This is a genomic window from Phycicoccus endophyticus, from assembly GCF_011326735.1.
In the GTDB taxonomy this organism is placed as follows: domain Bacteria; phylum Actinomycetota; class Actinomycetes; order Actinomycetales; family Dermatophilaceae; genus Phycicoccus; species Phycicoccus endophyticus.
Map to the genome: position 1 here is coordinate 169803 of NZ_JAANCN010000002.1, position 24986 is coordinate 194788.

A 24986-nucleotide genomic window follows, 5' to 3' on the forward strand; every position below is an offset into this window, starting at 1 on the left:
GCCTGCCAGCCGACTGCGTCGGCGGGGCAACTCTAGTTCACCGGGTCACCGGACGGACCCCTGCATCAGGGCACTGACGAACCGGCGCTGGAAGGCGATGAACACGAGCAGCGAGGGGACGATCAGCTCGAGCGCACCGGCGTTGAGCAGCACGACGTCGGTCGCGTACTCGCCCTGGAAGGCCGCGATGCCCCCCGCCATCGTCCGCTGTGTCGGGTCGTCGACGAGCACGAGCGCGAGGAGGAACTGGTTCCAGGTCCAGAGGAAGAACAGGATCGACAGCGCGGAGATCGCGTTGACCGACAGCGGGAGGTGCACCCGGCGGAACGCGCTCCACGGACCCGCGCCGTCGATGCTCGCCGCCTCGTGCAGCTCGGCGGGGATGCTGCTGAAGTGCGAGCGCATCCAGTAGATCCCGAAGGCCATGTTCAGCCCCACCAGCGGCAGGATCAGCGCCCAGCGGGTGCCGAGGAGCCCCCAGTCGCGCATCTGGTAGTACAGCGGCGTGATGAGCGCCTCGCCCGGGAGGGTCAGCCCGAGGACGAAGACCGCGCCCACGATCTTGTGCCCTTCGGCCGGAGCATCGCCAGCCCGTAGCCCGCGAAGGTCGCCAGCGCGAGGCTGAGCGGCACGACCCCGAGCACGATGAGCACGCTCGAGATGAGCAGTGGCCAGAAGTGCGCAGCCTCCCAGGCGAGGACGAAGTTCTCCCAGTGCGGGTCCGTCGGCCACGAGATGCCCACGGGAACGGTCCCTTCGGGCTGCAGTGCCGAGGACAGCATGCTGAGCAGGGGGAAGACCGTGACCAGGCACAGCACGACCAGGAGCACGGTGCGGGACGCGGCGTCGCGGCTAGCTCTCATCGGTCCGTCCGATCCGTTGCAGAAGACCCACGATCAGGAGCACGAGCACGGTCAGGACGACAGCGAGCGCCGACCCCTGCCCGACCCGGTTCTCGATGAACACGAGCCGGTAGATCTCGACCGCGGGGACCATCGTCTGGTAGCCGGGCCCACCGCTCGTGCTCACGTAGACCAGGTCGAAGCTCGACAGCGCCGAGATGGTCGTGACCGTGAGGCAGATGGTGATCTCCGAGCGCAGCCCGGGGATCGTCACGTGCCGGAACTGCTGCCACCAGCCGGCGCCGTCGAGGGCGGTCGCCTCGTAGAGCGCCGGGTCGATGTTGCCGATGCCCGCGGACAGCAGGACGACGCAGAACCCCAGTGCCACCCAGGTGCCGATGATGCCCACCGCCGGCAGTGCGGTCGTGAAGTCCGCGAGCCACGGCCGGGCGAGGTCACCGAGCCCCAGGGCGCCCAGCACCTGGTTGATCGGCCCGGTCGTCGAGTACATCCACGTCCAGGCGATCCCCGAGGCCACGAGCGGCAGGACCTGGGGGATGAACAGCACCACCCGGGCCACGGTCGTGCCCGTCCTGCTGCGCATGTCGCGCAGGACGGCCGCGACGAACAGCGCGACGAGGATCGGCAGGAAGGAGAAGAAGACGATGAGGACGAAGGCGTGCACGATCGACAGCCGCAGCTCGTCGTCGGTGAGTACCCGCAGGTAGTTCGCCGCCCCGCTGAACGTCGCGACCCCGATCCCGTCCCAGTCGAAGAAGGAGTACCGGACCGTCTCCCACAGCGGGTAGAGGACGAAGGTGCCGTACGCGACCGCCGCCGGCAGGACCCACAGCAGCCCGCTCCACGCCCGCCGCCGCGGCCTGCGCGAGGCAGCCGCCGCGCGCGCGGCCCGGCGCGGGCTAGCGACCGGCGAGCTCATGGCCGAGCCGTACCGTCCGCTGCGCGAGGTCGGAGATGCGCGAGTGGTCGTAGCCGAAGAGCGCCGAGCGCGTGCGGTCCTCGAGCGGGTCGCTGAAGCGTTCCGGGATCGAGGCGCTCCCCCACAGCACGCCGGCGACCGACCCCACCGTGGCGCCGTTGGAGTCGGTGTCCCAGCCGCTCATCACCGCGGAGCCGGTCGCGGTCGCCCAGTCGCCGTCGGCCCACAGCAGGGCCAGGCTGACGACCGCGGCGTTGTTGACGGCGTGCACCCACGGCGTGAACGCGTACTCGGTGCGCACCCGCTCGAGGGCCTCCTCCCACGTCGCACCCGCGCGACGCAGGTCGAGGACGAGGCGCTGGGCCTCGGCGAAGCGGGAGCCGGGTGGCACCACCCCGAGGGCGGTGGTCAGGGCCTCGGACGCGTCCCGGGTGAGGAAGGACGTCGCGACGAGGGCCGCCACCCACATCTCGCCGTAGACCCCGTTGCGGACGTGGGAGAGGCGTGCGTCCTGGTAGGCGGCGCGGGCCGCGGCGCCCGGGTCGCCCGGGTGGACGTACCCGAAGACGTCCCCGCGGATCGCCGCGCCGATCCACTCCCGGTACGGGTTGCGGAACCGCGCCGTCTCCGGCACGGGGAGCCCGCGGACGAGGTTGCGGTAGGCGGCACGCTCGGCGGTGTAGACCTTGGCGATCGGGAAGAGGTCGCGCCAGTACTGCCCGACCAGGTCCGCGGTGAGCCCCGAGCCGTGCTCCTCGAGCATGTGCAGCGCGAGGATCGTGTAGTCGATGTCGTCGTCGCGGGCCGAGCCGTGGACGTTGCCCCGGGTGGTCTCGGTCCAGTTGTCGAGCAGGCGGAACTCCTCGGGCATCGGGTCCATCACGGGGAGATAGTCCCGCAGCGGGTAGGCATCCAGGCGCTGGAGGTAGTCACGGATGCGCTCGACCGTCCAGAACGCGGCCTGCTCGACCGGCTTGCCGAGGTTGCACCCGGCGATCCGCCCGGTCCACGCGGCGGCCAGCCGCTCGGCGACGTGCGCCTCCTCGGGCCGCGCCACCGGCAGGCCCGGCTCCCACGAGGCCGTGATGCCCTCGAGGTCGTCGGGCTCTTCGTAGGACCACGGGCCCCGCGGCAGCCGCGCCTCGTCGAGGGAGTCGAGCAGCGCCAGCTGGGCCTGCTCGTCCCGAGGGTCGATGGCGTTCGCCGCCCGGACCGGCTCCTCGACGTCGTACCCGGTCTCCTGCAGCTGGTGCAGCTCGTCGGCGAGCAGGTCCTTGGGGACGAAGGCGTCGAACCCACTGTGTGCGTACGCCTGGTCGAGCTCGGGCACGGATGTTCCTCCTCTGGGGGCGGCGGCGGGCGACAGCCCCGCCCGGGCGCCGACCGGACGGGGCTGCGGTCGAGGGGTCAGGAGCCCACGACCGACTCGAAGTCGCTCTGCACCTTCTCGATGAACGCCTCGGGCGTGGTCTTGCCGGCGAAGAGCAGCTGGATCTGGGGCGTCAGGGTGCTCTGCAGCATCGAGGACGTCGCGTTGGCCATGAACTCGACCAGACCGTTCTCCTGGAGAACCTGGTCGAAGGACTCGACACAGCCTTCGAGGGCGCTGCCGGCCTTCGCGGAGACCGGGTTCGCGTCGTTCGGGCCGGCCGGGATGAGCCCGCCGATGTCGAGCGCCGCCTGGCGGGCGTCGTCGTCGGTCTGGACGAAGTTGAGGAACGAGACGGCCTCGTCCTTCGCGGTGGCCTTCGACGGGACCGCCAGCAGGGTGGCGGCCGACATCGAGTAGTGGACCCCGCCGGACTCCTTCGCCGGGAAGGGGAAGAAGCCGAACTCGCCGCTGTTGTTCTTGTCCAGCGCCGGTGCGTCCCAGTTCCCGTCGACGTAGAACAGGCCCTTGCCGCTCATGTACTGGTTCATCGACGTCGTCGAGTCCTGGCTGTTGACGTCGTCGGGGAAGTAGCCCTTGCCGACCCACTCGTCGAGCTTCTGGACCGCCTCCAGCACCTCCGGGGTGTCGATCGTCGTCCCCGGGGTGCCGAAGAACCAGCTGGAGAGGGCGTCCGGGTCGGAGGTGTAGATCATCATGAGGTTCTGCAGGGGGTAGGCCGTCCGGGCGTCCTTCCCGTCGCTCATGAACGGCAGGACGCCCTTGGCCTTCGCGGCCGCCAGAACGCTCTCGAGCTCCTCGAGGGTGTCCGGCGGGGTGGTCATCCCGACCTGCTCGGCGAGCTTCTTGTTGTAGAAGACCCCGGTGGTGCCGAAGCCCGGGCCCGCCCCGTAGAGGTGGCCGCTGCCGCGGACCCCTTCGTCGGTCGAGCTCGTCGTGCGGAACTGCGACTGCGACCACTCGCTCCAGCCGTAGGCCTCTGCGTAGGGGTCGAGGCTGGTGAGCAGCCCGTCCTTGACGAGGTTGCCGAAGGCGTTGAGGTAGAGCACGTCGGGCGGGTCGTTGGACGAGGCGATCCGGGCCTCGTTCGTCACGAGGCTGTTGAAGCCCTCCTCGCGAAGGTTCACCGTCACGTCGGGGAACTTCTTCTCGTAGAGCTTGACGAGCTTGGCGTAGAGCCCGTTCCCGGTGGCGACCGTCATGTCGAACGAGAGCGAGCCGGTGGGCAGCGAGGTCGAGACCGGGCCGGTGGAGGTGGTGCCCGAGCTGTCCGAGCCCGGAGCGGAGCAGCCGACGACCCCGAGGGCACCGGAGGCGACGGCGAAACCGAGGAAGCCGCGACGAGTAGTGGTGTTCACAAGTACCTCTTCGTATTCGTGGAACGGGATCGAGCGACCTCCAGGGGCCTGAGCCGTCTGCGTCGCCGTGTGATCGTGGTCGGACTGTATCGCTTCGAGTCAACACGTGTCAATACGTGTTTCTCCGGTGTAGCGCCTGTCACGAAGCCGTTTTGACCGACGTGTCCCATGGCTGTGCAACTCGCGTTGACATCGAGGCACCAGGGTCGGTAGGACTGGTGACGAGCGGTCCTCGCCCGGAGGCCGCGCTCGTCGGCCGGCGGAAGGAGCGCGCATGGACCACCCCTGCCGGCTCGCCGTCGTCGGGTCGGTCAACCACGACGTCAGCGTGCTCCTCGCGCGCCGTCCGGGCACGGGGGAGACCGTGTTCGGTCGCCGTGTCCTCACGGCGGTCGGAGGGAAGGGCGCCAACCAGGCGCGGGCCGCCGCGTGGGCGGGTGCGCGTCCGCTCCTGCTCGCGCGCGTGGGTGAGGACCACGGCCCGGCGATGGTCGAGGAGCTCGCCTCCTGTGGCGTCGAGACCGCCGGGGTCGCTCACGACCCGAGTGTGCCCAGCGGCACCGCGGTCATCACGGTCACCGACGACGGCGAGAACGCCGTGATCGTCGTCCCGGGGGCGAACGCCGAGCTCACCCCGCAGGAGGTCCTCGAGGGGCTCCGGGGCCGGCTCGGGGCAGGCTCGGTCGTGCTCGCCCAGGCCGAGGTGCCGACCGACGCGATCGGTGCAGCAGCCCGTGCGGCGCGCGACTCCGGCGCCCGGTTCGTGCTCAACCTCGCGCCCGTCGTTCCGCTCGACCCGGAGGTGATCGCGCTCGCCGACCCGCTCGTGGTCAACCAGAGCGAGGCCGCCGCACTGCTCGGCGACGCGGACGACGGCGCGCCGCCCACCGACGCGGGCGCGCTCCTGGGGCGCGCTCGCAGCGTCGTGCTCACCCTCGGCGCCGGGGGTGCCGCCGTGGCGACCGCACAGGAGGCGTGGACGGTCGCCAGCCCCCGTGTCCCCGTCGTCGACACGACCGGTGCCGGAGACGCCTTCACCGGAGTCCTGGCCGCCCGCCTGGCCGAGGGCTGCCCGTTGCGCCGGGCCGTCGACGACGCGACGCTCGCCGGCGCCGCGGCGGTCCAGGTCCGCGGGGCGGCGCTGCCCCCGCCCTCCGCGGAGACGCGCCGGTGACCGGACGCACGATCGTCCTCGACACCGACCTCGCGCTCGGCGCACCGGGGAGCGACGTCGACGACGGCTTTGCCCTCGCCCTCGCGCTCGCCGACCCCACCCTCGACCTGCGGCTCGTGACGACCGTCGCCGGGAACACCGACGTCACGAGCGCCACGACCTTGAGCCTGCGGCTGCTCGAGATGGTCGGGCGTCCCGACATCCCCGTCGTCCGGGGTGCCGCCGGCCCGCTGCTCGACCCCGCCCGCGTCCGCCCTGCCGACCCGGCCGTCCTGGAGCACTTCGGCCGGGGCACGCCGGCACCCGGGTACGCCCCGGCCGCGATCGCCGACCTCGTGCTGGCCCGTCCCGGTGAGGTGACCGTCGTCGCCATCGGGCCGCTGACCAACGTGGCCACCGCCCTCGTCCTCGACCCCCGCGTCGCGGGCGCGGTCCGGGAGATCGTCGTCATGGGCGGCTACTTCCTCGGGCAGATGGGGGACGCCGGCACCAGCGGGGAGTTCAACATCTGGTCCGACCCGGACGCCGCTCACGTGGTCCTCCACAGCGGGGCCCCACTGCGTTTCGTCGGGCTCGACGTCACCTACCGCGTGCACCTGGACGAGGCTCGCTGCCGCGAGCTGGCGGCCCGCGACACCGCCTTCGCCCGGCTGGCCGGCGAGGCCGCGCTCGCCTGGGTCGAGGCGCTGCGGACCCGGCACCCGGGGTCGGCCGTGCGCGGCCTGGTGCACCTGCACGACCCGCTCGCCGTCGCTGCCGTCACCCACCCCGAGCTGCTCACCTGGCACGACGCGGCCGTCGAGGTCGTCCGCGACGGCGTCGGTCGCGGGATCACCGTCGCGGACCTGCGGCGCCGCGAGGACCCACCGCCGGCCAACGCGCGCATCGCGCTCGAGGTCGACACCGACGCCTTCCTCGCCCTCCTCCTGGCCGCGCTCTGACGCTGCCTCGCACGAAAGGCCCGGCCCCCGTCCCCATGCCCTCCCGCACCTCGTCCACCGACCCCCTGGCCCGCGACGCCGAGTGGTGGCGTGGCGCCGTCATCTACCAGGTGTACCCGCGCTCCTTCGCCGACAGCGACGGTGACGGCGTGGGCGACCTCCCCGGCGTCACGGCACGGCTGGGACACCTCGTCGACCTCGGCGTCGACGCGGTGTGGCTCTCGCCGTTCTACCGCTCTCCGCAGGCCGACGCGGGGTACGACGTCAGCGACCACTGCGACGTCGACCCCCTGTTCGGCACGCTGGCCGACGTCGACGAGCTCGTGGACACCGCACACGGGATGGGCCTGCGGGTGATCGTCGACCTCGTACCCAACCACACCTCGGACGAACACCCGTGGTTCCGCGCGGCCCTCGCCGGTGGCCCGGGCTCGGCCGCGCGGGCCCGCTACCTGTTCCGGGACGGCCGGGGTCCCGAGGGTGGGCAGCCGCCGAACAACTGGCGCAGCGTGTTCTCCGGGCCGGCGTGGACCCGGGTCACCGAGCCCGACGGCAGCCCCGGCCAGTGGTACCTGCACCTGTTCGACTCCACGCAGCCCGACCTCGACTGGTCCAACCCGGACGTCCACGCGGCCTTCGAGCGGATCCTCCACTTCTGGCTGCAGCGGGGCGTGGACGGCTTCCGGGTCGACGTCGCCCGCGGGCTCGTCAAGGCGGCCGGCCTGCCGGACCACCCGCCCGAGCTACAGCTCTCCTCGCGCGAGGCCCCGGACGGCACCCGTAGCCCGCTGTTCGACCAGCCCGGCGTGCACGACGTCTACCGGCGCTGGCGGACCGTCCTCGACGGGTACCCCGGCCGCCGCATCCTCGTGGCCGAGGCACACGTCGAGCCCCCGGAGCGCCTCGCGCGCTACGTGCGGCCGGACGAGATGCACCAGGCGTTCAACTTCGAGTTCCTCGACACCCCGTACGACGCCGCGGCGGTGCGCAGCGTCGTCGAGCGGTCCTACGCCGCCTACGGCGCGGTCGGAGCGACGACGACCTGGGTCCTCAACAACCACGACGACGTCCGGCACGTCTCGCGCTTCGGCCTGCCGGTCGGCACCCCGACCGACGGTGGGATCGGCCCACGTGACCCGCAACCCGACCTCGTCGTCGGGGCCCGGCGGGCCCGGGCGGCCAGCATGCTCATGCTCGCCCTGCCCGGCTGCGCCTACCTCTACCAGGGAGAGGAGCTCGGGCTGCCCGAGCACACGACCATCCCCGACGAGGACCGCCAGGACCCCACCTTCGCCCGCTCCGGAGGCACCCTGGCCGGCCGCGACGGCGCGCGGGTGCCGATCCCCTGGGCGGCCGACGCTCCGGCGTACGGGTTCAGCCCGAACGGGCGCTCGTGGCTCCCCCAGCCGGCCACGTGGGGGCCCTACGCCGTCGACGTCCAGCACGAGGACCCAGCGAGCACTCTCGCCCTCTACCGACGTGCCCTGCGCTTGCGACGGACGCACCGCCTGGGCACCGGCGAGCTCGTCTGGCTCGAGGACCCGAACCCGGCGGTGGTCACCTTCGGTGTCGGCGACGTCGTCGTGCGCTCCAACTTCGGCGAGAGCCCGGTCCCCCTCCCGGACGTACCTGTGCTGCTCTCGAGTGACCCAGTCCGCGAGGGCCACCTGCCCGGCTACGCGACCGCCTGGCTCGCCAAGAGCCCCCCGGAGGCGGAGAGCGTGGTCTCACCGTCCTAGTTCGAGCGCCCGGGTTCTCCCCCCAGGAACTACCGCCCGGGCTCGCCACGCCTCTCGTGTGCGTGCTCGTGCTGAACGGTGCTGGGCCTCCCGGCTAGTGTGGAACTGAGCAGCTCGGCCGAGCGGAGTGGGCAGAAGCTGCGCGGCGCCGATCGAGGACGTGACGGGGGTCCGCGAATGGACGACATGCGGCGGGGAGGAACCCTCGCAGAGCGGTACCACGCTCGGGCCGCGACCGAGGCCGAGCAGGCGGAGAAGCCCTGGGACGGGCTCATCCTGACCACGCACATCGACGACGACCAAGGGGTCCGCGAGTTCCAGTCGCTCTACGTCTGCGCGGGAGGGCCCCCCTTCTTCCAGCCAAAGACTCTGAGTACGCCCACCTTCACCCTCGCCTACGACGTCCTCGACGAGGCGAACGTGACCCACGCCCGCCAAGCCGCGATGGTGAGCACCTACGTGCGCAGCACCGGCGAGTGGAAGGACCACCTGTTCTTCGGCGAGGACGCCGAACAGTGGCGCCCCAGCCCCGCGAACTTCCGGCAGAACGCGGAACGGGTGCGCCCGGTATGAGGTGGTTCACCAAGCCCAAGGACGCCACCCCCGTCGAGGAGCTCCAGCTGGAGGCCATGCACGCCGTCATCGACGCACTCCGCGGTGAGCCCTCGTTCGAGGACATCGACTGGTGCGCGTTCGCGGTGGTCGCGCAGGCCGACGGGCGCGCCATCGCCCGGGTCGACGCCATCTACTACGACGACCACGGCCACCCGGACGAGATGATCCTCTCCACCCGACGCATGCGCCCGTACCTACAGGACCTGCTGCTGGCCACCGAAGGACCCGACGAGAGCCTCTGGCAGGTCGCCGTCCTCTCCTACCACCAGCCGAGCAACCACTTCGCCATGAAGTTCTACCGGCCCGGCGACGCCGAGCCGTACCTGATGTCGCCGGAGCGGTGGGAAGCCATCGCCGAACTCGTCCGGCCCCCCGAGCTGGCCCGCGACTAGTGACATCCCCCGAGCAACCGCACGTCGCACCACCCCGCGCGGAGGGCGTGGGATTCGAACCCACGAGAGGCTTGCGCCCCTAGCGGTTTTCAAGACCGCCGCACTAGGCCACTATGCGAGCCCTCCTCGCCCGGACACCGCCGAGCGCGGGTCCAGGGTAAGCCGGGCGGCGTCTCCGGTCGGCATCCGACGGGAGCGGCCGGGTGTCGGCCCCACCCGGGATGGGTAAGGTCGGACACCGACGAAAGGAGCCCCCATGGGCAAGCTGTCCTTCCTCGCGGGCCTGGCCGCCGGGTACGTCCTTGGGGCCAAGGCCGGGACCCGCCGTTACGAGCAGATCCGGCGGACCTCACAGAAGGTGTGGAGCTCGCAGCCGGTCCAGAAGCAGGTCGCCAACGCCAAGGACGTGGCGCGCACCAAGGCCGCACCGGTCGTCGCCGACCTCGTCGCCGACGCCGCCCGGGCCACCGGAGAGAAGCTGCGCCAGGGCCGCACCATCGCCTCCGAGGCGGTCGGCCATGATGCGGGCGGTCGTTCCGCGGGTGGGGAGTCCGCCGGTGCCGAGCCGCCCTCGTCCGCAGCGGCCGGGGCGGACCACGCCGAGGCCTGGTCCGCGGCCACGCGTCCCACCGGCACGGCCGACTGAGGGCAGCGACACCACCGTCTCCGGGCCGCGGCCCGTGGGCGCGGCAGGCTCCGTCGCGGCCCGCGGACGCCTGGCCGGTCCCCACCGAGCGGGGCGCGACCCGCGCCGCACCGCAGGTCCGGACGGCACGGCACGTCGGGCCGGCCCCGCTCGACGCCCGACGCGGGTCTCCCCACGCAGTGCGCCATGGACCCCGGGGAACCGGATGGATGCCGCTCCCTGCCGCGGCTGCCGGCTCGAGCCGCGGTACACCCGGACCGAGCCCCTTCGGGCCGTGCGCACCGTGACCCGTTCGGGCCCACGTGGACGAGGACGGCCACTGCCGCGTCCTGATACACGCCACCTCCGATCGGTCGGCCGCGGGAGGGAGCACGCCAGCTCGGCGCCGGGCTGACCTGCACGTATCACCGCCGCTCCTCGCCACTCCTGTTCAGTGCCCGAATCCGTCACTACGCTGAGCCCGGCGCGGCCCCTGCCGCCGTGTCCGGATCCGAGGAGCCCTCATGGTCGGCCAGACCCCCGACGCCCCCTCACCCTCGCCCGAGGACCCCCGACGGGTGCCTCCGGTCTTCTCCGTGCCGACGACCGCCCTGCGACGGTTCGGGGCGACCGTCCTCGACCCCGACACCGCCACCCGCCTCGGGAACGAGCCCGCCCCCAGGCCGGTCGCCTACGTCCCGCACCGGATCTTCGTGCCGGGCTTCACCGAGGAGCAGCTCGCCGGTCCGCGCGGCCTCCTCGAGGAGCTGGGCAAGCAGCTCGACTTCCACGTCGAGATCCCGCCCAACCCGCTGGCCGACGTCGCCACCGAGGGGGGCTACGCGGAGCGGCTCGGCGAGGTGACCCACGCCCCGGTCCGGCTGGTGCCCAACGAGACCCGGCTCGGGCCGCCACTCGACGCCTGGGACGTCCTCCAGCGGGCCCGCAGCGAGTTCGGCCACGAGGCCGTCCGCGGCTGGGGGCTCAACCACATCCTCATGGGCGCCGGGTACACCTCGGGGGTCGGCTACACCTCGGGGGTCGGCTACACCTCCGGCGTGGGCTACACCTCGGGGGTCGGCTACACCTCCGGCGTGGGCTACACCTCCGGGGTCGGGTACACCTCGGGCGTCGGCTACACCTCCGGGGTGAGCCTGCCCGGCGTCGCCTCCGGGCGCGGGCCGGTCTCCCTCCGGTTCCCGGCACCGCGCCCACGTCACGAGTGCTCCCCCGTCGTCGCGCTGCTCGACACCGGCCTGGGCGAGCACCCCTGGTTCCCCCCGGGATCCGCGCACGTCGACCGCGACCCCCGGGTCGACGGCCAGCCGGTCGGTCTGCGCTTCGCCCCCGAGGACGACCCCGAGCTGCACGGCGTCACCATCGACCCGGTCAACCGCACCCTCGACCCGCTCGCCGGGCACGGGACCTTCGTCGCCGGCATCGTGCGACAGCACTGCCCCGAGGCCCGGCTCGTCGTCGTGCCGGTGATGTGGGGCGACGGCGCCGCGGACGAGAAGGACCTCGTGGCGGCCCTCGAGGCACTCCTGCTCTACCACTGGTCCGCCCTGGACGGACGCGGCCCGAACGACCCCCTCGACGTCGTCAACCTCTCGCTCGGGTACTACCACGAGCGTCCGGACACCGTCGAGGACGAGGCCTCGCTCATGAGGGCGCTGCGCGCACTCGCCGACTCCGGCGTCGCGGTCGTCGCGGCCGCGGGCAACGGCGGCACGGCCGAACGCTTCTGGCCGGCGGCCATGGCCGACGCCGTCCCGACCGCGGTGCCGGTGACGAGCGTCGGGGCGCACAACCCCACGGGTGAGGACGTCGCCGTGTTCTCCAACACCGGCAGCTGGGTCACGACCTACCGGCCCGGGGTCGCCGTGGTCAGCACGATGCCCACGACGCTCGACAGCTCGGCCCGCGGCGCAGTGTTCGTCGAGGCCGACTCCCCCCGGCCGGAACGGGCCACCCCGGACCCGGACGCCTACCGGACCGGCTTCGGCGTCTGGAGCGGCACCTCCTTCGCAGCGCCGTCGTGCGTCGGCATGGTGGCCTCCGTCCTCGCCGAGGAGGGCCCGGCGGGCAAGGGGCCCGACCGGCGCGAGCGCGCCGCCCGGGCCGTGGCGAAGGTCGTCGGCTGATGCACACCGACGCCGGCGCCGACAGCCTCGCCACCCGCGCGGCCACCGCCTTCCGCGCCTTCCGCGACGGCGACGCGTCCGGCATGTCCCGGCTCGTCGACGACGTCACGCCGCTGCTGTGGTCGGTCGCACGGCAGCAGGGGGTCAGCCGGCAGCACGCCGAGGACGTCGTCCAGAACGCCTGGCTCAAGCTCGTCGAGCACGCCGCGTCGATCGCCGACCCCCAGTCGGTCCTGAAGTGGCTCATCACGACGACCAAGCGGGACGCCTGGACCCGCGTGGCCCGAGCCCAGCGCGAACAGCCGGGGACCGCCCAGGACGTGCGCGACGTCGAGCCCGACGCCACCGCGCCCTCCCCCGAGGGTGCCGTCGTCGCGGCCGAGGAGAGCACCCTCGTCCGCAGCCATTTCGCCCGCCTGCCGGCCCGCTGCCAGACCCTCCTGCGAGCCGTCGCGTTCGCCGACCGCCCGGACTACGCCCACGTCGCGGCCGCCCTCGGGATGCCGGTCGGCTCGATCGGCCCGACCCGCGGGCGCTGCCTCGCCAAGCTGCGGGCCTCACTGACCGCCGACCCCCGATGGGAGATGACGACATGACGCCACCCGAGAACGAGCTGCACCTCGCCGGCCAGCCCCTCGACGCCCTCGACGCCGTCCTCCTCGCCGAGATCCGCGACCTGCACAGCGACCTCGACCCGGTCCCCGGCGACCTGCTCGACCGGGTCAAGTTCGCCATGAGCGTGGCATCGCTCGAGGCCCAGGTCGCGGAGATCGTCAGCGACGAGGGCCTGGCCAGCGTGCGCGGGACCGACTTCTCCCGCGCCGACACCGTCACCTTCGCCCGGGACGGGCTGAGCGTCATGGTGACGATCGAGAGCGCCGGCACGGCCCGGGTCGACATCGTCGGCTGGGTCAGCGAGGGCGAGGTCGAGATCGAGCTGCGCGAGCGCGGCCGCACCCGGACGACCTCGACCGACGACGACGGCCGGTTCGTCTTCACCGGTGTCGAGCGGGGGCTGGTGAACTTCGTCCTGCGCCGTCAGGGGGTGGCCGGCGCGCCGCCGGTGATCACGCCCGCCATCGAGCTGTAGGAGAGCCCATCGAGCCGGAGACGACCCAGCGGGCGGAGAGCCTCCTCGCGGGCGCCCGGGCCGACAACGAGGTCGGCCGGTTCGGGCCCGCCGCAGTGGCGCTGGACGAGGCGCTCGCCCTCCTCGACGCTGCCCCGGACGGCGCCGGGGCGCTGCTCGCGGTCCGGGTCCGGATCACCCGGGCGTGGACGACGATGGAGCTCGAGGGGCTCGACCCCGCCCTCGGCCTGCTCCGCAGCGCCCGGGGCGAGGCGGTGGCCGCCGGCGACCGGGCCCTGCTGGCGCTGACGCACATCCAGGAGAGCAACATCCTCGCCCGGGTCGGCGACTGGCAGGGTGCGCTGGCAGCGCTCGGGCAGGTCGGTGCCGACGAGACCCTGCTCGCCCCCGCCCAGCGCTGCGCGCTCCACATCAACCGGGGGCTCGCCCACCTGACCCTCGGCCAGACCGGGCCGGCGCGCGAGGCCCTCGAGACGGCGCTGGGCCTCGCCACCGAGCACGGTTTCGCCGAGCAGGAGTTCAAGGCCCGGCACAACCTCGGCTGCCTGGCCTTCGCGGAGGACGACCTGCCCCGTGCCCTCCTCCTGATGCGTGCGGCCGACGCCCTCGACGCGGAGGTCTCCCGCGACCGGGCCCGGCTCGACTACGCGGAGGTCCTGCTCGCCGCGGGGCTCGTCGACCAGGCCCGCGAGGCCCTCGAGGACGCCCTCGCGACCGCGCACGCGGACGGGCACCGCCTCGAGGTCGGCGACATCGCGCTGCGCCTCGCGCGCTGCGACATCCTCGTCGAGGACCTTGCGGGCGCACGCGAGCACCTGCGGTCGGCGACGGCGGCCTACCGGACCCGCCAGGCCGCCGAGCTCGTCGCCGGAGCCGAGATCGTGCGCGCGGCCGTCGACATCGGCGAGGGCCGCGACCTGCCGGGCGTCGTCGTCGGCCTCGGCAGCCGCCCGGCGCGCGACCCCGAGGGCGACGGCCGCCCGCGGACCTCCAGCGAGCGGGAGGCGGTGCGGCTCGAGGCCGAGGCACGGCTGCTGCTCGGTGACCTCACGGGGGCGCGGCGCCGGCTGGACGCCGCGGACGGCAGCCGGACGGACTCCCTCGCCGGGCAGCTGCACGAGCTGCTCGTCCGGGCACGGATGGACCACCTCGCCGGCCGGCCGGCCGAGAGTGCCCGCTGGGTCGAGGAGGGCAACCGGCTGCTCGCGGCACACCAGTTCCGCTCCTCGAGCCTCGACGTGCGCGCCGCGCTGGCCCTGCACGCCCGGCGGCTGGCCGCGTTCGACGTCGAGCGCGCGATGGCGGTGCGGGACCCCGACGACGTCCTGACCACCGTGGAGCGATGGCGGGCGGTGTCCCACCGGATCGACCCGGTCGCTGCCCCCCCGGACCCCGAGCTCGTCGAGGCCACCCGCGAGCTGCGGCTGGCCCGGCACGGCCTCGCCGACGACGGTCCCCTCTCGGCAGCCCAGCTGGCCCGGCTCGAGGAGCTGGAACAAGCGGTGAGCGAGCGCGAGTGGGCCCTCGTCGTGGCCGGCTCGCGGGGCGCGGCACCGGCCGCCGCCGACGCCACCGAGCTGCGGGCCGGGTGCCCACCGGGGACGACGGTCGTCGAGCTCTTCGAGAGCGCCGGGCAGCTGCACGCGCTCACGGTCTCCTCCGCCGGGGTGCGACTGCGGGATCTCGCCGCGGTGCCCGAGGCCGTGGCGCTCGCCGGCCGGCTGCGCCGGGACCTGCGCGCACGTGCCCTGCTCGGCCCCCGCTCCCCGATGCGGGCCGCGCTCGAGCGGGCCACCGGCTCGTCCCTCGCCGCCGTCGACGCCCTGCTCTCCCCGGTCTGGGCGGACGGCGAGCGGGTGGTCGTCGCCCCCTCGCGGTCGCTGACGGGGGTTCCGTGGCGGCTGCTGCCCTCGCTGGCCGGGCGGGCGGTCACGGCGACCCCGAGCGTCACGCGGTGGGTGCGCGGTCCCGCCGGACGCGGGCCGGCTGCGTCGCGGCTGACCGTGCGGGCGTTGCGTGGCCCCGGGCTGGACCACGCCGCCGAGGAGGTCGAGGCGGTCGCCGGCGCCTGGGCCCGGTCGCCCGCCGCCGTCGGGCCCGGTGGCGCCACGATCGGTTCGGACGCCGCGACGAGCACCGACGTCCTCGAGGCGCTGGCCGAGGCCCACGTGGTGCACCTGGCGGCCCACGGCCGGCACGAGGGGCAGAGCCCGCTGTTCTCGGCGGTGACCATGGCCGACGGGCCCGTCTACGCCCACGAGTTCCCCCGTCCGGTCGCGGCCGAGCACGTCGTCCTCTCGGCGTGCGACGTCGGCCAGTTCTCCAGCCGGCCGGGGGACGAGCCACTCGGGCTCGCGATCGCGCTGCTCTCACTCAAGGCGACGAGCGTGCTGGCCGCCGTGGCTCCGGTGGCCGACGACGTCGCCCGAGAGGCGATGGTCGCCTACCACCGCCGCGTCGCCGCAGGGGCGGACACGGCCGACGCGCTGGCGCAGGTCGTCGCCGAGGCACCCGAGGCGGGGGTCTTCTGCCTCTACGGCTCCGACTGGCGCGCGCGGACGCCGAGCGCGGTCAGATGAAGATGGCCGGCTCGGCGAACAGGGCGTCGTAGGGGTCCGAGCCCGGGACGGCCGGGAAGCGCACCGCGGCGGGCACACCGGTCGCGACGGCGCCGGCCGGGACGTCCTTGACGACGACCGAGTTGGCGCCCACCTGGGCGTCGTCGCCGACCTCGATGTCCCCGAGGACGCGGGCGCCGGCGCCGACCGTGACGCGGTCCCCCAGGGTGGGGTGGCGCTTGACGCCCCGCTGCATCGAGCGCCCGCCGAGGGTGACGCCGTGGTAGAGCATCACGTCGTCACCGACGACGGCCGTGGCGCCGATGACGACACCCATCCCGTGGTCGATGAAGAACCGCCGGCCGATCGTGGCACCGGGGTGGATCTCGACGCCGGTGACGCCGCGCACGGCGGTCGACAGCAGCCGCGCGGCCGGGCGGGCCCCGGGGCGCTGCCAGAGCCGGTGGGCCAGACGGTAGCCCCAGATGGCGTGCAGCCCCGGGGAGTTGAACGCGACGTCGGCACGCGTCTCGGCGGCGGGGTCACGCGCCATCGCGGCGTCGAGGTCCTCGCGGACCATGGCGCGGAAGGCGCCGAGGAACGAGGCCATGGTCAGTCGACGAGACCCTCGAACAGGATGGTCGAGAGGTAGCGCTCGCCGAAGCTCGGGATGATGACGACGATCGTCTTGCCGGCGTTCTCCGGGCGCTGCGCCACCTCGTTGGCGGCGGCGAGGGCGGCGCCGGAGGACAGGCCGACGAGCAGCCCCTCGTCCGTGGCCGCCTTGCGGGCCCACTCGACGGAGGTCTGGGCATCGACGTCGATGACCTCGTCGTAGATCTCGGTGTTGAGGATCTCCGGGACGAAGTTGGCCCCGATGCCCTGGATCTTGTGCGGCCCGGGCTCACCGCCGTTGAGGATCGGCGACTCCTTGGGCTCGACGGCGACGATCTGCACGTCCGGCTTGCGGGACTTCAGCACCTCGCCGACGCCGGTGATCGTGCCGCCGGTGCCGATGCCGGCCACGACGACGTCGACCGCGCCGTCGGTGTCCTTCCAGATCTCCTCGGCCGTCGTGCGCCGGTGGACCTCGGGGTTGGCGGCGTTGGCGAACTGCCGGGCGAGCACGGCGCCCTCACGCTCGGCGACGATCTGCTCGGCGCGGGTGACCGCACCCTTCATCCCCTCCGAGCCGGGGGTGAGGACGAGCTCGGCGCCGTAGGCCCGCAGCAGGGCGCGGCGCTCCTTGCTCATCGTCTCGGGCATGGCGAGCACCACCTGGTAGCCGCGGGCCGCCCCGACCATGGCGAGGGCGATGCCGGTGTTGCCCGAGGTGGCCTCGACGATCGTGCCGCCGGCCTGCAGGTCGCCGGAGGCCTCGGCCGCATCGACGATGGCGACCCCGATGCGGTCCTTGACCGAGCTCGCCGGGTTGTAGAACTCCAGCTTGGCGGCCACCGTGGCCTCGCTGTCGATGATCCGGTTGAGCCGGACGAGCGGGGTGTTGCCGACGGCCTGGGTCACGTCGTCGAGGATGGGCATCGAAGTCGCCTCTCTGTCGGGGTGCACCGACGGCCCGGGCGGGCGACGGCGCGCTGCATCGGTCGTGCTGCCCGGGCCAACCCCGGGCGCGTTATGCATATTCCAACAGACCGTTATCCCCCACGGCAATGCCGTCCACCCCCACCGGAAGACCTCTCCGACCCGCGCCGGCCTCGCCAGACCGCGGCGATCTCGCTGAACCACGTTGCTACAGCGCCAGTGCTGGGCGAGATCAGCATGGCTCGGCGAGCCCCGCAGGACCGGGAGAGGTCTTCCGGCGCCGGGGGTTGACGGTCGTCACACGGCGGTGAGCGCTTGCTTACCGCCGGGTACGCTGGCGCGCATGCCTGCTGCCCTCGCGCCCGCCCTGGCCAGCGACGTCCTGCCCACGTTCGACGAACGGTTCGGCGGCGTCACCGCCCTCCAGGTCGTCGGCATCGTCCTGTGCGTCGTCGTGCCGACGGTCGGCTGGGCGATGCTCTTCCGCCAGGTGGGACGCTTCATCGCGCTCTACCGGATGGGCCGGCCCGACCCGGGGCGCACGGACGCCCCGGGCTCGCGCACCTGGACGCTCGCCCGGGAGTTCCTCGGGCACACCCGGATGAGCCGGCTCAAGGTCGTCGCGGCGGCGCACTGGTTCACCGCGCTGGCCTTCATCATCCTGTTCACCACCCTCGTCAACGCCTTCTTCCAGCTCGTCCAGCCCGACTACCGCCTGCCCCTCGTCGGCCACCTGCCCCCCTTCGAGTGGGTCGTCGAGCTGTTCGCCTGGGCCGGGCTCGTCGGCATCGTCGTGCTCATGGCGATCCGCCAGAAGAACCACCCGAAGCGAGCCGCCGGGCGAGACGGGCGCTGGTCGCGCTTCTTCGGCTCCACCTTCTGGCAGGCCTACTACGTCGAGCTGACCATCCTCGTCGTCACCATCTGCATCCTCCTGCTGCGTGGCCTGGAGGCCGCGATGGTCCAGCGCCTCGAGCCCGGGGCCTCCGTGGCGCTGCACTTCCCGCTCACGGGCTGGATGGCCGGCTGGTGGTCGGGCGCCTCGCTGCCCCAGGTCGCGGCCTGGGTGTACGCGGTCGCCACCGTCAAGATACTCGTCTCCTTCGCCTGGATGATCACCATCGCCCTGCAGCCGACGATGGGCGTCGCGTGGCACCGCTTCCTGGCCTTCCCCAACATCTGGTTCAAGCGCGAGGCCTCCGGCCGGACGGCCCTCGGGGCCGCCAAGCCGATGACGGTGGGAGGCAAGCCGTTCGACCTCGAGGCCATGGAGGAGATGGAGGAGGGCGACGTCCTCGGCGTCGGTGCGGTCGAGGACTTCACGTGGAAGGGCCTGCTCGACTTCTCGACGTGCACCGAGTGCGGTCGGTGCCAGAGCCAGTGCCCCGCCTGGAACACCGAGAAGCCGCTCTCGCCCAAGCTGCTCATGATGACCCTGCGGGACCACGCGAACGCCAAGGCGCCCTACCTGCGAGCCCTCGCGGACGCCGACGGTGACCGCGAGCGGGCCATGGCCACTGTCTCGGCCGCTGCCCAGACCGTGCCGACCGACGGCGTCGAGCCCACCGCCCCGGTCGACGTCCTCGACTGGTCGGCGATGGCACTGGTCGGCGACACCGGCTACGACCCCGAGGCGCCCCTGAGCGCCTACACCCCGCACGGCCCGGACGCCGTCATCGACCAGGACGTCCTCTGGTCGTGCACGACGTGCGGCGCGTGCGTCGAGCAGTGCCCGGTCGACATCGAGCACGTCGACCACATCATCGACATGCGGCGCTACTCCACGCTCATCGAGTCGGCCTTCCCGAACGAGCTCGGCGGGCTGTTCAAGAACCTCGAGGGCAAGGGCAACCCGTGGGGGATGGGGGCCCGGGCGCGGCTGGACTGGGCCAAGGACCTGCCCTTCGAGGTCAAGGTGCTGGGGCGGGACGTCGAGCAGGCATCCGAGGTGGACTGGCTGTTCTGGGTCGGCTGCGCCGGTGCCTACGAGGACCGCGCGAAGAAGACCACGCGCGCCGTGGCCGAGCTGCTCGACGCGGCCGGCGTCTCCTTCGCGGTCCTCGGCGACGGCGAGACGTGCACCGGCGACTCCGCCCGCCGGGCCGGCAACGAGCTGCTGTTCCAGACCCTCGCGGCGCAGAACGTCGAGACCTTCGGCGAGCTCGGGGTGACCAAGGTCGTCGTCACCTGCGCCCACTGCTTCAACACGATCAAGAACGAGTACCCCCAGCTGGGCGGCTCCTACGAGGTCGTCCACCACACGCAGCTGCTCAACCGGCTCGTGCGCGAGAAGCGGCTCACCCCCGTCGCCCGCCCGGACGACGTGCCCGGCATGTCCTCGGCACGGAACGTCGCCTCGACCGCCGCGACGGTCACCTACCACGACCCGTGCTACCTCGGCCGGCACAACGGCGTGTACTCGCCGCCGCGAGAGCTCATCGGTGCCCTGCCCGGCGTCGAGCTGCGCGAGATGCCACGCTCGGGCGAGAAGTCGTTCTGCTGCGGCGCCGGGGGCGCCCGGATGTGGATGGAGGAGAAGCTCGGGACGCGGATCAACACCAACCGCACCGAGGAGGCCCTCGCGACGGGCGCCGAGCGGATCGCCATCGGCTGCCCGTTCTGCCGGGTGATGATCTCGGACGGGCTCACCGCCAAGCAGGCCGAGGGGGCGGGCGAGCAGGTCGAGGTCGTCGACGTCGCCCAGATGCTGCTCGCCGCCGTACGCCGCGGGGAGGAGGAGAGCTCGCCGGAGACGCCGGCCGAGGACGCCGACGAGCCCACGACGGCGGAGGGCGCCGACCTCCCGCCCGCGGCCGCCGGCGCAGCGACTGCCGCCGCGGCAGCACCTACCGCAGCGCCCGCCGAGGAGCCCGTCAAAGCCGCCGAGGACGCCGACCCGTGGGACGAGCCCGCCACCTCCCCGTCCTCCGACGACGCCGACCCGTGGGACGAGCCGAGCACGTCGCCGCCGGCCGCCGCCACATCGAGCCCCCCGCAAGTGTCCGACGACACCGACCCGTGGGACGAGCCCGCCGCCTCCCCGTCCACCGACGACGCCGACCCGTGGGACGAGCCGAGCACGTCGCCGCCGGCCGCTGCGGAGCCGGCCGCGTCCGAGCCCGACCCGTGGGACGACCCGCCGGCGGCCGAGGACCCGCTCGCCGGCACCTCACAGGGTGAGCCCACCCCGGAGCGGCTCGCCACGGCTGCCGAGGTCGCCACCGACGACGTCGACCCGTGGGACGAGCCTGCCCCCGCCGGCGAGCCTGCCCCCGCGGCCGACGACACCGACCCCGCGGAGGCGCCCGAGGCGTCCACGACACCGTCGCCCCAGGCACCCGACGCCGACCAGGGCGGCGACCCGGCACTCCTCGACGAGCTCGACCCCTGGGACTGAGCCGCCCGTCAGCGGCTCAGGAGAGGCCGTTGTCGCTGAGGAACTGCTGCGCGACCTCCGCCGGGTCCTTCTTGTCGATGTCGGTCTGCTTGAGCATGTCGGCGACCGCGTCGGTCGTCAGCTTCGCGGAGACCGCGTCGAGGGTGTCCTTGACCTCGTCGGCGCGGTCCGAGCGCACGAGCGGGACGATGTTCTGCGACCCGAACAGCTTCTGGTCGTCCTCGAGGGTCACGAAGTCGTTGGCCGCGATGGCCGGGTCGGTCGAGAAGATGTTCGCCGCGTCCGCCTGGCCGTTGACGAGCGCCTGGACGATGGCCTGGCCGGTGAGCGGGCGGAAGGAACCGAAGGTCACGCCGTAGGTCTTCTTCAGCCCCGGCACGCCCTGCGGGCGCTCCTTGAACTCCGGCGGTGCGGCGAGGGTGAGGTCGCCCGCGACGTCGGCGAGGTCGGAGATCGTCGAGAGCGAGTACTTGTCGGCGGTCTCCTGCGTGACGTTGATCGAGTCGTTGTCCTCGGCGGCGGACTTCTCGAGCACGGTGACGTCGTCGGGGATGACCTCCTGGACGTGCGCGTACACCTCGTCGGCGTCGGTGCCGCTGTAGTCGGCGTCGTAGTAGAGGGCGAGCGCCCCGGTGTACTCCGGGAAGACCTGGATCGAGTTGTCCTGGAGGGCACGCAGGTACACCTCGCGCGAGCCGATGTTCAGCTTGGTGCTCGCGTCGATGCCGTCGGCCTGGAGGGCACCGGCGTAGATCTCGGCGAGCAGCGTCGACTCGGAGAAGTTCGCTCCTCCGACGACGACCGACCCGCCGCCGGAGCCGCCGCCGTCGGAGGAGGAGCTCTCGGCGGCGAGCGGGTCGTCCCCTCCGCCGCACGCCGTCAGCCCGAGGGCGGCGGCGACGGCGAGCGTGGTCAGGGCGGTTCTGCGCTTCATCGGTCGGTCCCTTTCGTGGTGGCCGGAGGGCCGGTGGTCGGTCGAGCGGAGTCGGGTCGGGCGGTGGCTGGGCGCGGCCGTCGAGGACGCGCCGGTGTCAGGCGGGCGTGCGGAGGTCAACCGTGCTCTCGCCCGGTTCTTCCCGCGGTGCGTCTTCGTCATCCTTTCGTGACCCACCGACAGGGCGCCCGCTCAGGCCGGGCGAGACGAGCCGCCGCTGGACCAGGGCGAGCAGCCCCTCCAGGGCCAGGGCGAGCACGGCCACGAGCAGGGCGCCGCCACCGGCCTGGGCGTAGTCGCTCAGCGCGAGCCCGTCGATGATGAACCGGCCGAGACCGCCGAGACCGACGATGGCGGCGATCGTCGCCGTCGCGACGACCTGGAGGACGGCAGAGCGCACCCCGGAGAGGATGAGCGGCAGCGCGTTCGGGACCTCGACCTGCCAGAGCACCTGCCGGCCCCGCATCCCCACGCCGTAGGCGGCGTCGCGCGCAGCGGGGTCGACGGCCTCGATCCCGCCGTAGGTCCCCGCCAGGACCGGGGGGATCGCGAGCAGCGCGAGGACCGCGATGCTCGGGACGACGTAGGCCAGGTCCCCCGGCAGGGTCCGCAGCCACAGCGAGGCGGCGAGCAGGAGACCCAGGGTCGGCACGGCCCGCAGCGAGTTCGCGACCGTCACGAGCCACCGGGCGTGTCCCGTGTGCCCCACCCAGAGGCCGGCGGGGACGGCGAGGACCATCGCGACGACCATCGTCGCGAGCGTGTACCAGAGGTGCTCGAGGAGGCGGTTGCCGATGCCCGACTCGCCCGCCCACGTCTCGGCGTCGGTGAACCACGACAGCAGCGAGGCGATCATGCGCGCCCCCCGGCGGCCCGGGTCCACGGCGTGAGGACCTTCGCCCCGGCGACGATGAGGGCGTCGAGGACGAGGGCGAGCAGGACCGTGGCGAGGATGCCGGTGACCAGCTCGCCCCAGATGACCCGGTTGTAGCCGTCGACGAGCAGGTCCCCCAGCTGGGAGATGCCGACGATGGAGGCCACCGAGACGATGCTGACGTTGCTCACCGCCGCGACCCGCAGCCCGGCCGCGACGACCGGCACCGCGAGCGGCAGCTCGACACCGAAGAGCCGGCGCAGGCCCTTGTACCCCATCGCCGTCGCGGCCTGCTCGACATGGTCGGGGACCGCCGTGAGGCCGTCCGCGACGGTGCGCGCGAGCAACGCGACGGTGTACACGGACATCGCGATGACGACGTTGAGCGGGTCGAGGATCTTGGTGCCGACGATGAGCGGCATGACGACGAACAGCGCGAGCGAGGGGATCGTGTAGAGCAGCCCGGCGGAGGTGATGATGGCGAAGTACGTCCGGCTCCAGCGCTTGGCCGTCCAGCCGAGCGGCACCGACAGGACGAGCCCGACGACCAGGGGGACCCCGGCGAGGTAGAGGTGGGAGACCGCGAGGTCGAGCACCGTGCGCCAGTTCGAGGCGAGCCAGTCCACGTCAGGCCTGCTCCCCCGCGACGTCGACGGCCCCGCCGCGGACGGGGTCGCGCTCGTCGCGCTCGGGCCGGTCGGTGTCCTCGATGGCGCTGAGCACCTCGTGGGCGAGGACGGTCCCGATGAGCGCGCCACTGTCGTCGACGACCACCCCGCGCCGCGAGGGCGAGGACAGCGCCGCGTCGAGGGCTCCGCGCAGGGTGCCGTCGGCCCGGGCGAGGGTGCCGCCGCGGTGGAGGTCGGCGTCCTCGACCGGACGGTCACCGACCCGGCCGGGCTCCACCCAGCCCACCGGGTGGCGGTGCTCGTCGACGACGAGCAGCCACGCCGAACCGGCCTCGCCGGGGCGCTCGCCGAGGACCACGGTGCGCTCCGAGCGCAGCGGCAGGCGTGGGGAGGGCTGGAACTGCAGCGAGCGGTAGCCACGGTCGCGGCCGACGAAGTCGGCGACGAAGTCGTCGGCCGGGTGGGCGAGCAGGTAGGCCGGCTCGGCCACCTGCGCCAGCGAGCCCCCGACCCGCAGCACGGCCACCTGGTCGCCGAGCTTGATCGCCTCGTCGATGTCGTGGGTGACGAAGACGATCGTCTTGTCGAGCTCGTCCTGGAGGCGGAGGAACTCGTCCTGCAGCTGGTCGCGCACGATCGGGTCGACCGCCGAGAACGGCTCGTCCATGAGCATGATCGGCGGGTCGGCCGCGAGCGCCCGGGCCACCCCCACCCGCTGCTGCTGCCCCCCGGAGAGCTGGGTGGGGTAGCGGTCGGCGAGCCGGGCGTCCAGCCCCACCCGCTCGAGCAGCTCGCGGGAGCGCTCGCGGGTACGGGCGCGGTCCCAGCCGAGGAGCCGGGGCACCGTGCCGATGTTGTCGAGGACGGTCCGGTGCGGGAAGAGCCCGGCGTGCTGGATGACGTACCCGATGCCGCGGCGCAGCTGGGCCTGGTCCATCCGGGCGGTGTCCTGGCCGTCGATGACGATCGCGCCGCGCGTCGGCTCGATCATCCGGTTGACCATCCGCAGGCTCGTCGTCTTGCCGCACCCGGAGGGCCCGACGAGGACCGTGATCTTGCCCGTCGGCGCCGTGAGGCTGAGGTCGTCGACGGCGACCGTGCCGTCCGGGAACTGCTTGGTCACGCCGTCGAAGCGGATCATCCGTCGACCCTAACCGGAATCGGTGCAGGTCGGGCGGCCCCGGGGCCCGACCTTCGACGAGCGGCGCACGCCGTCGCCGGACGGGGGCTCCGCCGACCCCCGAGGAGCGCTCACCCGGCCGGGTGGGAGCGTGCGGTCACCAGCTGCCCTCGGGCACCTCGTGGAGCTCGGGCACCGGCTCGTCCGCCGCCTCGGCGAAGGCGGTGAGGGCGGCCACGAGCCCGGCGCGGCGATCGGCGGGCATCTGCTCGACGATCGCGGCGATCGCCTCCCGCCGCCGGGCGGTGACCGTGTCGACGAGGCTGCGTCCGCGCCGGGTGAGCGCGATGGCCACCGCCCGCCGGTCGCGGGCGTTCTCCCGGCGGGTGACGAGGCCGGCCGCGAGCAGCCGGTCGACGGTACGCAGCGCGCTCGAGGCGCCGACCCCGAGCCGCTCGGCGAGGGTGTTCAGCCGGGTCTCCCCGAGCGTGCTCAGGACGACGAGCGCGCGGAACTGGGTCAGCGTCACGGTGTCCTCGACGTCGGCCAGCGAGCGCGCCGAGACCCCGACGAGCGCCCGGGAGGCCACGAGCACGGCGCCGACGATGGCGTCGAGCTCCTCCGCGCTGCCCGCGGGGACGTCCGTGGACGGATTTCCGCTCATGCCTGCAACTATTGCATA

At 73.3% G+C, this 24986-nt stretch carries 23 protein-coding genes and 1 tRNA gene; 11 read left to right on the forward strand and 13 right to left on the reverse strand.

All coding sequences use genetic code 11. The annotated features are described in order from the left end of the window. Nucleotides 1-45: 45 nt before the first annotated feature. The 5 genes from G8D98_RS15645 to G8D98_RS03865 all read right to left on the reverse strand — a co-directional run bounded on the left by G8D98_RS15645 (nucleotide 46) and on the right by G8D98_RS03865 (nucleotide 4530). Entirely contained in the window at nucleotides 46-558 is a 513-nt protein-coding gene (locus G8D98_RS15645) for a carbohydrate ABC transporter permease (RefSeq protein ID WP_308788820.1), read from the reverse strand. Further along, nucleotides 531-863 carry an ABC transporter permease family protein gene (locus tag G8D98_RS15650; RefSeq protein WP_308788819.1) on the reverse strand — a complete coding sequence of 111 codons (333 nt, stop codon included), beginning with the start codon at nucleotides 861-863 and terminating at the stop codon, nucleotides 531-533. The genes G8D98_RS15645 and G8D98_RS15650 overlap by 28 nt, the downstream gene beginning before the upstream one ends. Beyond that, nucleotides 853-1782, reverse strand: coding sequence for a carbohydrate ABC transporter permease (locus G8D98_RS03855; RefSeq protein WP_166099347.1), 930 nt, complete (start codon nucleotides 1780-1782; stop codon nucleotides 853-855). Before G8D98_RS03855 ends, G8D98_RS15650 begins: the two co-directional genes overlap by 11 nt. Next, on the reverse strand, nucleotides 1763-3112 hold the full coding sequence (locus tag G8D98_RS03860; RefSeq protein WP_205859696.1) for an ADP-ribosylglycohydrolase family protein: 1350 nt from the start codon (nucleotides 3110-3112) through the stop codon (nucleotides 1763-1765). Before G8D98_RS03860 ends, G8D98_RS03855 begins: the two co-directional genes overlap by 20 nt. A gap of 77 nt (nucleotides 3113-3189) precedes the next feature. Further along, entirely contained in the window at nucleotides 3190-4530 is a 1341-nt protein-coding gene (locus G8D98_RS03865) for an ABC transporter substrate-binding protein (RefSeq protein WP_166099350.1), read from the reverse strand. A gap of 274 nt (nucleotides 4531-4804) precedes the next feature. Here G8D98_RS03865 and G8D98_RS03870 point away from each other — a divergent pair, with 274 nt between their 5' ends. From G8D98_RS03870 to G8D98_RS03890, 5 genes are all read left to right on the forward strand, one after another. After that, entirely contained in the window at nucleotides 4805-5704 is a 900-nt protein-coding gene (locus G8D98_RS03870; protein WP_166099353.1) for a PfkB family carbohydrate kinase, read from the forward strand. Next, entirely contained in the window at nucleotides 5701-6645 is a 945-nt protein-coding gene (locus G8D98_RS03875; RefSeq protein ID WP_166099356.1) for a nucleoside hydrolase, read from the forward strand. Before G8D98_RS03870 ends, G8D98_RS03875 begins: the two co-directional genes overlap by 4 nt. 35 nt (nucleotides 6646-6680) lie before the next feature. Next, entirely contained in the window at nucleotides 6681-8384 is a 1704-nt protein-coding gene (locus tag G8D98_RS03880; protein WP_166099359.1) for a glycoside hydrolase family 13 protein, read from the forward strand. Nucleotides 8385-8561: 177 nt separating this feature from the next. Continuing rightward, a complete protein-coding gene (locus G8D98_RS03885; RefSeq protein WP_166099362.1) occupies nucleotides 8562-8957 on the forward strand; it encodes a hypothetical protein in 396 nt (131 codons plus the stop codon). Beyond that, entirely contained in the window at nucleotides 8954-9391 is a 438-nt protein-coding gene (locus G8D98_RS03890) for a hypothetical protein (protein ID WP_166099365.1), read from the forward strand. The genes G8D98_RS03885 and G8D98_RS03890 overlap by 4 nt, the downstream gene beginning before the upstream one ends. Nucleotides 9392-9430: 39 nt before the next feature. Here the strand turns inward: G8D98_RS03890 and G8D98_RS03895 are convergent. Further along, nucleotides 9431-9517: transfer RNA gene (locus G8D98_RS03895), tRNA-Ser, on the reverse strand. 130 nt (nucleotides 9518-9647) lie between these two features. On the opposite strand from G8D98_RS03895, the gene G8D98_RS03900 reads away from it, so the two are divergent. From G8D98_RS03900 to G8D98_RS03920, 5 genes are all read left to right on the forward strand, one after another. Beyond that, nucleotides 9648-10037 carry a protoporphyrinogen oxidase gene (locus G8D98_RS03900; protein ID WP_187566683.1) on the forward strand — a complete coding sequence of 130 codons (390 nt, stop codon included), beginning with the start codon at nucleotides 9648-9650 and terminating at the stop codon, nucleotides 10035-10037. Nucleotides 10038-10540: 503 nt separating this feature from the next. Continuing rightward, nucleotides 10541-12160, forward strand: coding sequence for a S8 family peptidase (locus G8D98_RS03905; RefSeq protein WP_166099368.1), 1620 nt, complete (start codon nucleotides 10541-10543; stop codon nucleotides 12158-12160). Then, nucleotides 12160-12756, forward strand: coding sequence for an RNA polymerase sigma factor (locus G8D98_RS03910; RefSeq protein ID WP_166099370.1), 597 nt, complete (start codon nucleotides 12160-12162; stop codon nucleotides 12754-12756). The genes G8D98_RS03905 and G8D98_RS03910 overlap by 1 nt, the downstream gene beginning before the upstream one ends. Then, the gene (locus G8D98_RS03915; RefSeq protein WP_166099372.1) at nucleotides 12753-13250 is read left to right on the forward strand and encodes a hypothetical protein; all 498 of its coding nucleotides are present in this window, start codon (nucleotides 12753-12755) and stop codon (nucleotides 13248-13250) included. The genes G8D98_RS03910 and G8D98_RS03915 overlap by 4 nt, the downstream gene beginning before the upstream one ends. 95 nt (nucleotides 13251-13345) lie before the next feature. Next, the gene (locus G8D98_RS03920) at nucleotides 13346-15829 is read left to right on the forward strand and encodes a CHAT domain-containing protein (protein WP_166099375.1); all 2484 of its coding nucleotides are present in this window, start codon (nucleotides 13346-13348) and stop codon (nucleotides 15827-15829) included. Here G8D98_RS03920 and cysE read toward each other — a convergent pair. Beyond that, nucleotides 15822-16418: a serine O-acetyltransferase gene (gene cysE, locus G8D98_RS03925; protein WP_166099378.1), complete on the reverse strand. Its 597-nt coding sequence runs from the start codon at nucleotides 16416-16418 to the stop codon at nucleotides 15822-15824. The two genes, G8D98_RS03920 and cysE, sit on opposite strands and share 8 nt — an antisense overlap. A 2-nt stretch (nucleotides 16419-16420) precedes the next feature. Further along, nucleotides 16421-17350 (reverse strand): cysteine synthase A, encoded by a 930-nt coding sequence (gene cysK, locus G8D98_RS03930; RefSeq protein WP_166099380.1) that lies wholly within the window; start codon nucleotides 17348-17350, stop codon nucleotides 16421-16423. Between the two features lie 343 nt (nucleotides 17351-17693). On the opposite strand from cysK, the gene G8D98_RS03935 reads away from it, so the two are divergent. Next, a complete protein-coding gene (locus G8D98_RS03935; protein ID WP_166099383.1) occupies nucleotides 17694-20747 on the forward strand; it encodes a (Fe-S)-binding protein in 3054 nt (1017 codons plus the stop codon). 16 nt (nucleotides 20748-20763) lie between these two features. On the opposite strand, the gene G8D98_RS03940 is transcribed toward G8D98_RS03935, so the two are convergent. From G8D98_RS03940 to G8D98_RS03960, 5 genes are all read right to left on the reverse strand, one after another. Further along, nucleotides 20764-21681 carry an ABC transporter substrate-binding protein gene (locus tag G8D98_RS03940; RefSeq protein WP_166099386.1) on the reverse strand — a complete coding sequence of 306 codons (918 nt, stop codon included), beginning with the start codon at nucleotides 21679-21681 and terminating at the stop codon, nucleotides 20764-20766. A 97-nt stretch (nucleotides 21682-21778) separates the two neighbouring features. Then, nucleotides 21779-22537 (reverse strand): ABC transporter permease, encoded by a 759-nt coding sequence (locus tag G8D98_RS03945; RefSeq protein ID WP_166099388.1) that lies wholly within the window; start codon nucleotides 22535-22537, stop codon nucleotides 21779-21781. After that, the gene (locus tag G8D98_RS03950) at nucleotides 22534-23181 is read right to left on the reverse strand and encodes an ABC transporter permease (protein ID WP_166099390.1); all 648 of its coding nucleotides are present in this window, start codon (nucleotides 23179-23181) and stop codon (nucleotides 22534-22536) included. Before G8D98_RS03950 ends, G8D98_RS03945 begins: the two co-directional genes overlap by 4 nt. 1 nt (nucleotide 23182) lies before the next feature. Continuing rightward, nucleotides 23183-24325, reverse strand: coding sequence for an ABC transporter ATP-binding protein (locus G8D98_RS03955; RefSeq protein ID WP_166099393.1), 1143 nt, complete (start codon nucleotides 24323-24325; stop codon nucleotides 23183-23185). Nucleotides 24326-24461: 136 nt separating this feature from the next. Then, on the reverse strand, nucleotides 24462-24968 hold the full coding sequence (locus tag G8D98_RS03960; protein ID WP_166099396.1) for a MarR family winged helix-turn-helix transcriptional regulator: 507 nt from the start codon (nucleotides 24966-24968) through the stop codon (nucleotides 24462-24464). Between the last annotated feature and the right edge of the window lie 18 nt (nucleotides 24969-24986).